Origin of the sequence: Haloprofundus halobius, assembly GCF_020097835.1 — an archaeon.
GTDB lineage: Archaea > Halobacteriota > Halobacteria > Halobacteriales > Haloferacaceae > Haloprofundus > Haloprofundus halobius.
This window is the reverse complement of sequence record NZ_CP083667.1, coordinates 280,932-293,360: the sequence shown is the minus strand read 5'-3', so window position 1 is coordinate 293,360 and position 12,429 is coordinate 280,932. Positions and strand designations below refer to the sequence as shown.

General features: G+C 63.5%; 12 protein-coding genes. 10 read left to right on the top strand and 2 right to left on the bottom strand.

Features of this window, described 5'->3' with window-relative positions:
• Position 1: 1 nt before the first annotated feature.
• The 4 genes from LAQ74_RS18315 to gfo6 are packed head-to-tail and all read left to right on the top strand — an operon-like array spanning position 2 to position 4,992.
• Complete coding sequence (locus LAQ74_RS18315) at positions 2–1,132, top strand: ABC transporter ATP-binding protein (RefSeq protein WP_224337602.1); 1,131 nt, start codon at positions 2–4, stop codon at positions 1,130–1,132.
• Between the two features lie 59 nt (positions 1,133–1,191).
• Positions 1,192–3,237, top strand: a complete 2,046-nt coding sequence (locus LAQ74_RS18310) for a beta-galactosidase (protein WP_224337600.1) — start codon at positions 1,192–1,194, stop codon at positions 3,235–3,237.
• Positions 3,238–3,242: 5 nt separating this feature from the next.
• Entirely contained in the window at positions 3,243–3,911 is a 669-nt protein-coding gene (locus LAQ74_RS18305) for a bifunctional 4-hydroxy-2-oxoglutarate aldolase/2-dehydro-3-deoxy-phosphogluconate aldolase (RefSeq protein WP_224337598.1), read from the top strand.
• A complete protein-coding gene (gene gfo6, locus LAQ74_RS18300; RefSeq protein WP_224337596.1) occupies positions 3,880–4,992 on the top strand; it encodes a D-xylose 1-dehydrogenase Gfo6 in 1,113 nt (370 codons plus the stop codon). Before LAQ74_RS18305 ends, gfo6 begins: the two co-directional genes overlap by 32 nt.
• Before the next feature lie 94 nt (positions 4,993–5,086).
• Here gfo6 and LAQ74_RS18295 read toward each other — a convergent pair whose 3' ends face one another.
• Positions 5,087–5,503, bottom strand: a complete 417-nt coding sequence (locus LAQ74_RS18295; RefSeq protein WP_224337594.1) for a helix-turn-helix domain-containing protein — start codon at positions 5,501–5,503, stop codon at positions 5,087–5,089.
• Positions 5,504–5,905: 402 nt separating this feature from the next.
• Between LAQ74_RS18295 and LAQ74_RS18290 the strand changes: the two genes are divergently transcribed.
• From LAQ74_RS18290 to LAQ74_RS18265, 6 genes are all read left to right on the top strand, one after another.
• Positions 5,906–6,400 carry an ATP-binding protein gene (locus LAQ74_RS18290; RefSeq protein WP_224337592.1) on the top strand — a complete coding sequence of 165 codons (495 nt, stop codon included), beginning with the start codon at positions 5,906–5,908 and terminating at the stop codon, positions 6,398–6,400.
• Positions 6,393–6,845 carry a response regulator gene (locus tag LAQ74_RS18285; RefSeq protein ID WP_224337590.1) on the top strand — a complete coding sequence of 151 codons (453 nt, stop codon included), beginning with the start codon at positions 6,393–6,395 and terminating at the stop codon, positions 6,843–6,845. Before LAQ74_RS18290 ends, LAQ74_RS18285 begins: the two co-directional genes overlap by 8 nt.
• Before the next feature lie 2 nt (positions 6,846–6,847).
• Positions 6,848–8,986 (top strand): bacterio-opsin activator domain-containing protein, encoded by a 2,139-nt coding sequence (locus tag LAQ74_RS18280; protein WP_224337588.1) that lies wholly within the window; start codon positions 6,848–6,850, stop codon positions 8,984–8,986.
• A 114-nt stretch (positions 8,987–9,100) separates the two neighbouring features.
• Positions 9,101–9,409, top strand: coding sequence for a DdfA family disk-determining factor (gene ddfA, locus LAQ74_RS18275; RefSeq protein WP_224337586.1), 309 nt, complete (start codon positions 9,101–9,103; stop codon positions 9,407–9,409).
• 1 nt (position 9,410) lies between these two features.
• A complete protein-coding gene (locus tag LAQ74_RS18270) occupies positions 9,411–9,698 on the top strand; it encodes a DUF7576 family protein (RefSeq protein ID WP_224337584.1) in 288 nt (95 codons plus the stop codon).
• A 454-nt stretch (positions 9,699–10,152) separates the two neighbouring features.
• On the top strand, positions 10,153–11,061 hold the full coding sequence (locus LAQ74_RS18265; RefSeq protein WP_224337582.1) for an AEC family transporter: 909 nt from the start codon (positions 10,153–10,155) through the stop codon (positions 11,059–11,061).
• Positions 11,062–11,085: 24 nt separating this feature from the next.
• On the opposite strand, the gene LAQ74_RS18260 is transcribed toward LAQ74_RS18265, so the two are convergent.
• Positions 11,086–12,354 (bottom strand): ABC transporter substrate-binding protein, encoded by a 1,269-nt coding sequence (locus LAQ74_RS18260; RefSeq protein WP_224337580.1) that lies wholly within the window; start codon positions 12,352–12,354, stop codon positions 11,086–11,088.
• Positions 12,355–12,429 lie beyond the last annotated feature (75 nt).

Below are 12,429 nucleotides of genomic sequence, written 5' to 3'. Positions count from 1 at the left end.
AATGGCAACAATCGACATCACGAACCTTCGTAAGGCGTTCGGTAACGGCAGCGAACAGATCGTAGCGGTCGACGACTTCAACCTCACAATCGAGGACGGGGAGTTCCTCGTCTTCGTCGGACCGTCGGGCTGTGGAAAGACGACGACGCTCCGGTGTATCGCCGGGCTCGAGGATGTGACCGACGGGACCATCGAGTTCGACGGCGAAGACGTGACCGACAAACGTGCACGGGAACGCGACGTCGCGATGGTGTTCCAGAACTACGCACTATACCCGCACATGACCGTGCGGAAGAACATCGGCTTCCCACTTCGGCTTTCGACCAAGCAGTCGAGCGAAGAGATAAACGCGCAGGTCGAGAACGTCGCGCAACTGCTTGGCATTGAGGACCTCTTGGAGAAGAAACCGAAGGAACTCTCCGGTGGACAGCAGCAGCGCGTCGCGCTCGGTCGCGCCATCGTCCGCGACCCCGAAGTGTTCCTGATGGACGAACCGCTCTCGAACCTCGACGCGAAACTCCGGTCGACGATGCGGACGGAGCTACAGGAGTTACAGCAGGAGCTGGGCGTCACTACCGCGTACGTGACACACGACCAGACCGAGGCGATGGCGATGGGCGACAGGATTGTCGTGCTCAACGGCGGCGAACTCCAACAGGTCGGTACCGCTAGCGAGGTGTATCGTAGTCCCACCAACGAGTTTGTTGCCGGCTTCATCGGCAGTCCGAGCATAAATCTGTTCACCGCCGAGGTAGACGGCCCTACGCTCACCGGACCCGGCGGGTTCTCCTACACGTTCGAAGACGACTCCGTCGTCGCGGGGCGCGACCGGGTCCGCGTCGGAATCCGCCCCGAAGACCTATATCTGGCTGCGGGCGGGAGCCTCCCGAGCGAGGTGACCGTCGTCGAGCAGATGGGTAACGAGAACTTCCTCTACGGGCGGACGGGTGAAGTCGATATCACCGCCCGTATCCAGAGCGAGATCTATCCCGACGAGGGGTCGACTGTCGAGTTCGGCTTCGAGGAGGAAGATATCTACCTGTTCGACGCGGAGACGACCGAGGCGATCAAGACGAAGACGGGCGAGACAGACATGGATTACGACCAGTACACGCGGACGCAGAGCGTCTAACTCGCCACTTCCACGAAGAAACACCACGCTTTTATCGTGTTACAGAGAGACAAACACACATGAGAGTAGGAGTCTGCTACTTTCCGGAGCACTGGCCGGCGGAGCGACTGGGGCGAGATATCGAACGGATGGCGGACGCGGGGTTACAGTACGTCCGCATGGGCGAGTTCAGCTGGTCGCGACTGGAACCGGAACCCGGAGAACTCGACTTCGAGTGGCTGAACGAGGCCGTCTCGGTCATCGGCGAACACGGGATGCAGGCGGTGCTCTGCACGCCGACGGCGACGCCCCCGAAGTGGCTCGTCGACGAGTATCCGGGAATACGACAGGAGGAGGCGGACGGTACCCCCCGACACTACGGGAGTCGACGACACTACTGCTACAACTCCGAGATCTACCGGCGTGAAACGCGACGTATCACCGAGACGCTGGCGGCGGCGTTCGCGGACGATCCAGCGGTCGCCGGATGGCAGACCGACAACGAGTACGGCTGTCACGGCACGATTCGGTGCTACTGCGACGACTGCGCGACTGCGTTTCGGCAGTGGCTCAAAGAGAAGTACGGCGACATCGAGACGCTGAACGAGTCGTGGGGGAACGCGTTCTGGAGTCAAGAACTCAACTCGTTCGCGCAAGTCGACCCACCGCGACATACGGCTGCCGACCACCACCCCGCCCGACTGCTCGACTACTACCGGTTCAGCAGCGACAGCGTCGTCGAGTACAATCGCCTGCAGACCGACCTGCTCCGCGAGGCGAACGACGACTGGTTCGTCACGCACAACTTCATGGGACACTTCGGCGCGCTTGACGCGTACGACGTCTCCGCGGACCTCGACTTCGCGTCGTGGGATTCCTACCCGACCGGCCACGTTCAGGAGCGTTCGACGGCGGCGACGAGCGCGCAACTGCGTGCCGGCGATCCCGACCAGATCGCGCTCAACCACGACCTGTATCGCAGCGCCACCGGGTCGCCGTTCTGGGTGATGGAACAGCAGCCGGGCGACATCAACTGGCCGCCGTACTCGACGCAACCTGGAGAGGGGGCGATGCGACTCTGGGCGCAGTTTGCGGCCGCTCACGGCGCTGACGTCGTCTCGTACTTCCGCTGGCGACAGTGCCGGATGGGACAGGAACAGTACCACAGCGGTCTCCTCGCGCCCGACGGCTCGCCGAACCGGGGCTATCACGACGCGACGCAGGCGTCCACGGAGTTCGATGAACTGCTCTGTGACCGCGCCGAGGGCGGAGACGGACGAACGCCCCGGATTCCTGAGGCGAACGTGGCCATCCTCCACGACTACGACAACCTCTGGGCGCTGGAAATCGAACCGAACACACCCAATTTCGACTACTGGGAACACCTCGAAACGTACTACGCGGCATTACAAGCACGGTCCGTGACTGTCGACATCGTCCCTCCGTCGACGGAGTTAGCCGACTACGACGCCGTCGTCGCGCCGACGCTCTATCTCGTGGACGACCGGCTGGCGGAGAGGCTCGACTCGTACGTTCGCTCGGGCGGCGAACTCCTCGTGACAATGCGGTCGGGGGTGAAGGACCCGTACAACAAACTCCACGAGACGCAGCAACCGGGCCCACTAACCGACCTCCTCGGCACGGAGGTCACTCGCTTCGAAAGCGTCCCCGAACGCATCGAGAGCAGCGTCGGCTACGGCGGTGAGCGGTTCGCCTGTCACGTCTGGAACGATTGGCTCTCGCCGGTGTCCGACAGCGCCGACGTCGTCGGCCGGTACGTAGGCGAACTCGCCGACGGCGAGGCGGCAGTCGTTCACAACACCGTCGGCGATGGCTCGGTTGTGTATGTCGGCACGTGGCCGGAGGCTTCTCTCGCCGACGAACTCGTTGACGACCTGTTGACGCGAGCGGACGTGAAAACGACACCACGGCTCCCAAACCAGGTTCGGATGGCCCAGCGGAACGGGTTGACGTGGGTAACGAATTTCAGTTCGGACCCGGTGACGGTCGACATCGGCGCGGACGCTCGATGGCTCGTCGGCGACGAATCGGTCGACAGCTACGACGTCGCCGTTACCGATGCTGCCCCGGCGACGCTCTCCGTTCAGCAGCAGGAGCGAGAGTGAGTCCGATGACGACAGAGTCGTCTACGCAGTCTCACTCGGCGTACGTCCGAATAGCCGAGAACGGGGTCATTGGAATTGTCCGCGGCGTCGACGCCGACCGAACCATCGACGTCGTCGACGCGCTCGTCTCCGGTGGCGTCGACACCGTCGAGATAACCGCCGACACGACGGGCGTGCTCGACACACTTGAAGCCGTTACGTCGACGTTCGACGACTCGGAGGCGCTCGTCGGGGCCGGGACGGTGCTCGACAGCGAGACGGCGCGAGCGGTGCTTTTGGCGGGTGCGTCGTTCGTCGTCACGCCGAGTTTCGACCCCGACGTCGTCGAGACCTGCAATCGCTACGGGGCGGTCGTCGCTCCCGGTGTGCAGACGCCCACCGAAGCCGTCCGGGCGTACGAGTCGGGCGCGGACCTGCTGAAGATCTTCCCGGCGTCGTCGCTCGGCCCCGACTACGTCCGCAGTCTCGGTGGGCCGCTTCCACAGTTGCCGCTCGTGCCGACCGGTGGGGTGTCGCTGGACAACGTCGAAGCGTACGTCGACGCCGGGGCGACGGCCGTCGGCGTCGGCAGCAGTCTCGTCGACTCCGATGCGATCGCCGAAGGGGAGTACGACGTGCTGACCGAGCGCGCAGCGCAGTTCCGTGCGGCCGTCGACCGGGCGCGACGGGAGTGAGACGGCGTGGACGCGGCTACGCGCTCGCGCCCGCCGACGCGACTGGCAGCAGTCGACCGAGGGGACGGTTCGCTACGCGCTCGTCGGACTCGGGTGGTGGACGACGGACGTCGCGCTCCCCGCGATATCGGAGTCGGAGTTCTGCGAGACGACTGTCCTCGTCAGCAGTTCGAGAGAGAAGGCGTCCCGAATCGCCGACGACCACGATGTCGATCGAGGGATCTCCTACGAGGAGTACCACGACGGCGCGGCCGCGGACGCGTACGACGCGGTGTACGTCGCGACGCCGAACGCGTATCATCTCGAATACGCGGAGACCGCAGCAGAACTCGGTAAAGGCGTTCTCTGTGAGAAGCCGATGGAGGCGAGCGTCGAGCGCGCCGAGCGGATGGTCGACGTATGCGAGGACGCGAGCGTCCCGCTGATGGTCGCCTACCGGATGCAGACCGACCCGGCCGTTCGCCGCGCGCGCGAACTCGTCAAGGACGGCTTCCTCGGGGAGCCAGTACAGGTGTACGGAAACAACTCACAGCCGCTGTTGGAGATGATCCCCGACGAGAATCAGTGGCGACTCGACCCCGAACTGACCGGCTACGGGACGTCGGTGATGGACCTCGGCATCTACTCGATAAACACCACTCGCTACCTGCTTCGGCGCGATCCCGTGACGGTCGAAGCCCGGATGTCGTCGCACCACGAGGCGTTCGACGCCGTCCCCGACGAACGGTCGTCGGTTCTCGCCGTCCTCGAAGACGGCGTTCAGATGGTCTCTACCGCGAGTCAGCGGGCCCACCCGGATACACAGTTGAAGATCACCGGCACCGACGGGCAACTCGAACTCCGCCCGGCGTTTCACGGCGAGTGCACGCTGTACGCCTCGAACGGCGACCTGACGGTCGAACTGTCACACGACTCGTTCGAGGCGGTCGAAGAGATGACCGAGGAGTTCGACTACTTCGCCGACCGACTGCTCTCGGAGGCGACTATCTACCCGGACGGCGAACACGGGCTGACCGATATGCGAACTATCGAAGCCATTCACCGAGCGGCCGACGAGGAGACAACGGTCGAACTCGACTGACTCGGTTCAACTGGGAACCTTTTCGAGCATCCCCGAATAAAAGTAATTGGATAACTCTCGACTGTGCGTCCCTCGGATTCGACGTTCGTTCCATTCACTCGAGTTGCCGAAGTAACCGCCGGACGTGGCCTTCGGAGTATGTGACACCATACCGCTCCTCGATGTACTCTCGAAACATCGCTGTCGTCCACTCCTCGGCGTCGTACCCTCGTTTCGACGGAGATGCGGCCACGTCAGCTCGGAGTTCGGCGAGTGCTTCTTCTGTGAGTTTCGGCGGTCGTCCCGGTCGACTCTCGTCGGTGACCGCGGATTCGACAGGGTCGTTCTCGAACCGCTCTAACCACGAGTACAGCGTCGAACGAGGGATTCCGTACCGTTCGCTCAACTCGTCTACCGACTGGCCGTCTTTGTAGTCGAGGGCGACGATGACCCGTTTCGCCTCCTTCGCGTCCGCAGCGTTCGAGAGTGCATCTCGGAGACGTTCAGTCGACACCTCGTCGAGTTTCGCCATGCATACAATATTCGCTCCTGTATCTAAATACTTATGCACGAAGTCGTGCCGTCCCCCTCTACGAGAGAGCATCCGAATCAGTTCGGGTGAAGTCGAGTGTGTCTGGTTCGTCGTGTTCGTCGGCGTGGTCGGCCTGCAGATCGAAGGCGGCCCCACGTCCGCGACGGTGGCCTCGAACTCACACACCGTACAGCGGCAGCGATACGTCATGCTGAGACCGAGCTCACCCGGTTGTCGGTTCGGCTTCGATAGCTGGTTTCATAGTAACGCCTGTCGCCACTTCGTTTCGACTCGTGATGCGCACGCACGCCGTGCAACAGTCACGCTATGCACTGCGCCGCGCTCGTGAGTCGGTTTACTGATGAGAGGATTCAAGACGCTCGGTTCGTTAGTTGTGAGTCGATGGAGGCTGCACGCCAACACCACGCACACTTCCGCGTTCTTCGAGACCTCACCCCCCTACTGACCGGCGCGTCGACGCGCGACCAACCCGAAGTGGCGACGTGGGCGGCGTCTATCGGCCTCTGGACGTTCGTGCCGACGCTCCCCCTCGACGAGCTCCAGTTGGTCCAACTGCTTCAGAACCTCGTCGCCAACGCCATCACCTACAGCGGCGACGGCAGGCCGTGCGTGGCGGTGTCGGCGACGAGGCGAGACGACGAGTGGGAGTTCGCCGTCAGCGACGAGGGAATCGGCATCGACCCGTCGAAGACGACGAGATCTTCGAACGGTTCCACCGACTTCACCCGAGAACCGAGTACGCGGATGGGCATCGACCTCGCGCTCTGTCAGCGAATCGTCGACCGTCACGGCGGCTGTATCCGGGTCGAGTCCGACGGCGAGGGTTCGACGTTCCGCTCCACGATACCGACAACTCGAGAGGATTTACATGAGTGATTCATCTATCGACCCGGCGGAAGTGCTGCTAGTCGAGGACAACCCCGGTGACGTTCGACTCACGCGGGAAGCGTTCGACGAGAGCGGCATTCGGAACGAACTCCACGTGGTCCACGACGGGGAGCGGGCGCTCGACTTTCTCTACCAGCGCGACGAGTACGAGGACGCTCCCACCCCAGGACTCGTCCTCCTCGATTTGAACCTCCCGAACCTCGAGGGGAAAGCCGTCCTCCGGGAGATAAAGGGCACACCCGCTCTGCGGCAGATACCGATAATCGTGTTGACGAGTTCCGAAGCCGACGAGGATATCGCCCGGAGCTACGACCTCCACGCCAACGCCTACCTCGTGAAGCCGGTCGACCCCGAGGAGTTCATCGACCTCGCTCGGACGTTCGAGAAGTTCTGGCTACAGTTCGTCGAACTCCCGCCGTCGAACCACAACTGAGTATGTCGGACGAAGAGACACTCGAGGTGCTCCTCGTCGAGGATAACCCCGGCGACGTCCGACTCATCGAAGAGTTGCTCGACGAGGCGACCCAACGAGCGGTAACGCTCTCGGAGTCCGACTCCGTCGGCACGCCACGACTACGACGAACCGACCGCTTGGCCGACGGACTGGAGCAACTCGAAGCGTCGCGGGTCGACGTGCTACTTCTCGACCTCGGCCTCCCCGACAGTTCGGGAATCGATACGCTCGAAGCGGTCCGCGACCGGACGAACGAGGTCCCGGTCGTGGTCCTGACCGGCGTCCACGACGAGACCGTCGGCGTACAGGCGGTCCAGCAGGGCGCACAGGAGTACCTCGTCAAGGACGAACTGACCCCCACGCTGCTGTACCGGTCGATCCGACACGCCATCGAGCGAAAGAAGTTCGGACGGACGCAGGCGGCGCTGCACGGCGCGAGCCGCGAGTTGGTGCAGGCGGCGTCGAAAGCCGAGGTGAGTCAGCTTGCAGTCGACGCCGCCGTCGACATGTTCGGGGGGCGCTGCGTCGGTATCTACCTCTTCGACGTGGAGACGAACATGCTCGAACCGACTGCTCTGTACACCAACTATCCCGAGTTGGACCTCGGCGACGCACCGTCGCTACGCCCGGACGAGTCGACGATCACGTGGCGGGCGTTCGTCGACGACGAGACCATCGTGCGCGACAACCTTCGGGAGGTAGAGCTCTTCCGCCGACTCGACGTACCGCTGCGGAGTGGGCTCTGGATTCCGCTCGACGGCCACGGCGTACTCTTCATCCTCTCGGAGGAACCCGAGGGTATCGACCAGCAGACCCAGCAGTTGGCTGACCATCTGGCGGCGACGACCGAGGCCGCGCTCGATCGCGTCGAGCACGAGGAGTCGCTCCGGCGACAGGAACGCGAACTAGCGTCGCAGAACCGCCAGCTGGAGGAACTAAACCGGATAAACGATCTCATCCGCGAGATCGACCAGGTGCTCGTGCAGGCCACGACGCGCAACGCGATAGAGCAGGCCGTATGTGAGCTCTTGACTCAGACCGAGCGGTTCGCGTTCGCCTGGATCGGAGAGGTGGTGGACGAAGAGATAACTTCGCGCAGTTGGGCTGGCGCAGAACCGGACTATCTCGACGTCGTCTCGTTGTCAGTCAGCGACAGCGCCTCGCCGGCGGCGGCGACGGTGTCGACCGAGACCGCGACGGTCGTCTCCAACATCGCCTCGGGGATTCGCGACGAACCGTGGCGGAAAGCCGCTATCGCGCGAGGACTTCAGTCGGCTATCAGTATCCCGCTTCAGTACCACGAGTTACCCTACGGCGTGCTGACGGTGTTTGCGACCGAAACGGACGCCTTCACCGACCGCTCGAAGCGCGTCTTCGAGCAACTAGGCGAGACCATCGCCTACGCGATGAACTCCGTGGAGACGCGCCGGACGCTGTTGACCGACACGGTCGTCGAACTCGAACTGGAGATTCGCGAGACTGGCGGACAGCTCGAACAGCTCGCACGTGAAGCGGGATGTCACCTCAGCTACGGCGGTCTCGTCCCGCAGACGGACGGGACGACGCGAATCTTCTTCAGCGCGACCGACGCGTCGTCGGACGCCGTCGTCGACGCCGCGGCCACCGTCCCCGGAATCCGGGATATCGACTACATCGGCGGGGGAGACGACGCAGACAGCCTCCGCTTCGAGGTTGTCGTCTCCGGGACGACGGTTCCGTCGGTGCTCGTCGAGTGTGGCGGCATCGCTCGCTCGATCCAGGTCGAGGGGACGTTCACCCGAGTCGTCGTCGAACTTCCGGACGCGACGGACGTGCGTGCGTTCGTCACCCGGGTCGAAGAGAAGTATCCCGAGACGAGACTCCGCGCGCGTCGGAACAGAGAACGGACCGACCGGTCTCAGCAGGCGTTCGGTACGACGCTCGAAGACGACCTCACGCGCCGCCAGTTGGAGGTGCTGCAGACGGCGTACCACAGCGGCTACTTCGAGTGGCCGCGCGACCGGACGGGCGAGGAGGTTGCGACGACGCTCGATATCACGCAACCGACGTTCAACGCCCACCTCCGAGCCGCGGAGCGAAAACTCTGTGCGATGCTGTTCGACGACGGTCCCGTCTTCTAGAACGGATGGACCACCCCCCTAGAACGGAGCGACCAACACACGTAGTGTTCACCCTGAGATGACACTATGAATGTAGGAGTAGTCGATTTCCCCGAACGTCTCAACGTTCGTAGTATGGATGGAATCTCGACTCCCGCCGTTGGAGTCCGACAAGTCTCTGGGGACCAGAACGTCAGCAACGCGGTTGTTCTCGCAGTTGCGGAAGCGCGAAACGTCGACCCCTTGGAACTCGACCCGCTCTACGACGTTATCGATCCCGACGCCCTGGACGCGATTTTCTCCTCGGCCGGCCCGACGGACAACTCGATGGAACTCGATTTCGAAATGGCTGGCTGTCAGGTCACCGTCCGCGGGACCGGCGAGATACGGGTTGAGCTGTCTCCCTCCGAGGCTGCCGCCGTCGTCGACCCGCTTGAGAACTGAAATGCGACAGTCCGAGTCAGTCTCATCGACAATCTCCGACCGGGTGGACCGGGCGGCGTCCGACGCAGAGCCGACTCTCGCTTCGGACGACGAACGCGCCACCGACACCTCTCATAGGGGGTGCTCCGGGTCGGACAGACAGGAGCGCTGCCAGTACTGCGGCGCCACCATCGACACGAGCGAGTGGTACCCAGTTGCGACGGTACGCAACGGGAACTGTGTGCTCCGAATCTACCCGCTCTGCGGCGACGACTGCCGCGAGAAGTGGGACGAAGCGCACCACAGGTAGGTCGTACGTGGCGGGTATCCCCGCAGATAGCTTCTTCCGGGGGCTCGTACGCCTCGGGGATCGTACTCGGCTAACGGAACGAACCGAGGGTCGCCGAGCGAGAACCGAACCCTCCGTAGTCCGTTTCTCAGGCTCGTTCGAGCTACTCGACGGATGCCCACGTTTAAGCGTGACGAGTCCCGCAGAAACGTTCGTGCGAAAAAGTATTTTACACGTCGAATACGAAGCGGAGATGTGAGTAAAGAATCGAGACTGCTGTTCATCGACGACACACAAAGATACGTGTTCGAGAAGATAGGTGGACAGCGATGGGAACCGAAGGGAGTGTGCGACATCACTCGGACGAACTCGGGACGGTAGGTTCGCTGTCGAACCCGGGCCAGTCGCGATGGCGAACGCGTCCTTCGTTGCCACCTGCCGTAGGATGAAGTACGTCGGCGGTTGAGGTGTCGGCATGGATGTCGTCTCGAATCTGGTGTATCTTCTGGTCCTCTTGGCCGTCGGGTTCGCCGTCCGACGACTCGGTCTCCTCGACGACGCCCACACGGACCGACTCACGCAGTTCGCCTTCTACGTCGCGCTTCCCGCACTCGTCTTCACGTCGACGGCGTCGCAGTCGCTCCGAGAGGTGCTCGAACCACGCCTCGTCGTCGGCTTCTGGACGGTGCTTCTCGCCGCCGCCGCGATCGGATGGGTCGTCCATCGTCGCGAGTCGTCGCCGGCGGTCCGGAGCGTCGCCGTCGTCCAGTCGTACCACTGTAACCTCGGCTTTCTCGGCCTGCCGATAACCGCGGCGGCGTTCGGCGGCGTCGTCACCGCGAAGGCGAGCCTGCTTTTCGGTATCGGTGCGCTGACGCAGGTCCCGTTGACCGTCGCGGTGCTCGTCTTCGTCAACAACGCCGACGCGGACCTGCGCGAGGAACTCGGCGGACTGTTCGCCAATCCGGTCCTCGCTGCACTCGCCGTCGGGTTGGTCTGCGCGGCCCTGAACGTCTCGGTCCCAGGCAGTCTGTGGACGGGACTCGACGCGGTGGCACAGCTAGCGCTTCCGGTCGCGCTCGTCGTCGTCGGCGCGTCGCTGTCGCTCGACGAGGCGACGGTCGACCCCTCGACGGTGGGGTCGGTCGTCGCGCTCAAGATGCTCGTGATGCCCGTCATCGCGTTGGCGACGTTCTCGCTGCTGTCTGCGGACGTGTCGACGACGCAGGCGGGCGTGCTGATGCTCGCGATGCCGACGGCCGTCTCGACGTTCATCTACGCGACCGAACTCGGGGGCGACGCGAACCTCGCCTCCGCGAACGTGTTCGCGACGACCGTCGCGTCCGCCGGTACGATTCTCGCCGTGCTCCAGTTCGTGGGGTGAGTCGTCGCGGAGCGCTCGCTCCCGTCAGAACTCGCCGACGACGATGTCGGCGACGCGCTGGCGGTCGAAGAGCCGCTCCTCCTCCGGAATCTCCGGATAGGGGTCGCCGTTCTCGTACTCGGGCCACTCGCCGAACTGCTCGGGGTAGAGCTGTTTGGCGGTCATCTCCAGCTGGAAGAGATTCATAAGCGGGCCCTGAACCGGATTACCCGAGGCGTAGACGCGGTCGTTCCGGACCGCCGTCAGGTCGCTGGCGACGGGGTGGTCTTCGAGCGTCCGTCGGATGTGCGCGACGTCGTAGTAGGAGGCGATGCCGAACGTGTGGAGGATGACGTCGGGGTCGATTTCGAGCATCGTCTCGTAGTCGTACGTCGTCTCGTACGTCACGTCCTCGTCGGCGAACGCGTCGGTCGCTTCGAGCGGGCGGGTGTGCGCCCTCGCGAACCCCGGCGCGTTGAGCTTCGACGGGTAGAACGTCTCCTCCATGAAGATCACCGTCGCGACGGTAGGGCGCTCCGCTCGCGGCGGCAGGTCGGAGTTGATCCGGCCGAGGAGGTCGTCGTGGACCGACTGCAGCGCCTCGAACCGCTCTCGTTCTCCGAAGACGGCGCCGACTCTCTCGGAGAGTTCCCAGAGCGTGTAGTACTCGTACTCGTCTCGACACTCCTCGGGCGGTTGACCGTGTTCCCGACTGTACACGTTGCCGAACCACGGCGCGACGTTCTCGCGAATCTCGTCGACGTCGGACCGCTCCCAGCCGTCGAACGACATGACGAGGCACGGGTCGACGAGGTGGAGGTCGGAGTTCAACTCGTAGACCAGTTCCTTGTCGACGTCGACGTCGCCGGAGCCGGTGTTGAGTTGCTCCAGGCCGCTCCGGTCGAAGGAGACACCGTCGAGGCGTTCGTAGTACGCGTCCAGCGTGTTGCCGCCGGCGTCCGCGTCGAAGCCGAGCGCGTTCACCGAGTCGCCGTGGCCGTACGCGACGGCCATATCCGCGTACAGTAAACTGTACACCATCACGTTCTGGGGTACCCTATCGAATTCGACCGTCCCGACTGGTGCCATCGAGACTGAATACGACCCGCTCGAATCCGTCGTCTCCGGGTCGGCTTCCGTATTCGTCGTTTCTGTACTGTCGTTTCCAGACCCGCCCGTCGTTCCCGGTGTCTCTTCCTCGGCTCCGTCGTCGCCGGCACAACCTGCGAGCAGCCCGGCACCGACGACTGTGCCGCCGTACCTGATGTAGTTGCGGCGCGTCAGCGACCCGCTTGCCTCTGAATCGTTGTCCATACGTTTAGGCTCACCTAAATATTGAAACTACTTTCGAATTTTCCGCCGCCCTCGTACGGAGACTTCGAAACGGGA

What these genes read in the sequence shown, in the direction of transcription:
- LAQ74_RS18315 (WP_224337602.1), top strand. Translation starts at nt 2, where the DNA reads ATGGCAACAATCGACATCACGAACCTTCGTAAGGCGTTCGGTAACGGC.
- LAQ74_RS18310 (WP_224337600.1), top strand. Translation starts at nt 1,192, where the DNA reads ATGAGAGTAGGAGTCTGCTACTTTCCGGAGCACTGGCCGGCGGAGCGA.
- LAQ74_RS18305 (WP_224337598.1), top strand. Translation starts at nt 3,243, where the DNA reads ATGACGACAGAGTCGTCTACGCAGTCTCACTCGGCGTACGTCCGAATA.
- LAQ74_RS18295 (WP_224337594.1), bottom strand. Translation starts at nt 5,503, where the DNA reads ATGGCGAAACTCGACGAGGTGTCGACTGAACGTCTCCGAGATGCACTC.
- LAQ74_RS18290 (WP_224337592.1), top strand. Translation starts at nt 5,906, where the DNA reads ATGGAGGCTGCACGCCAACACCACGCACACTTCCGCGTTCTTCGAGAC.
- LAQ74_RS18285 (WP_224337590.1), top strand. Translation starts at nt 6,393, where the DNA reads ATGAGTGATTCATCTATCGACCCGGCGGAAGTGCTGCTAGTCGAGGAC.
- LAQ74_RS18280 (WP_224337588.1), top strand. Translation starts at nt 6,848, where the DNA reads ATGTCGGACGAAGAGACACTCGAGGTGCTCCTCGTCGAGGATAACCCC.
- ddfA (WP_224337586.1), top strand. Translation starts at nt 9,101, where the DNA reads ATGGATGGAATCTCGACTCCCGCCGTTGGAGTCCGACAAGTCTCTGGG.
- LAQ74_RS18270 (WP_224337584.1), top strand. Translation starts at nt 9,411, where the DNA reads ATGCGACAGTCCGAGTCAGTCTCATCGACAATCTCCGACCGGGTGGAC.
- LAQ74_RS18265 (WP_224337582.1), top strand. Translation starts at nt 10,153, where the DNA reads ATGGATGTCGTCTCGAATCTGGTGTATCTTCTGGTCCTCTTGGCCGTC.
- LAQ74_RS18260 (WP_224337580.1), bottom strand. Translation starts at nt 12,354, where the DNA reads ATGGACAACGATTCAGAGGCAAGCGGGTCGCTGACGCGCCGCAACTAC.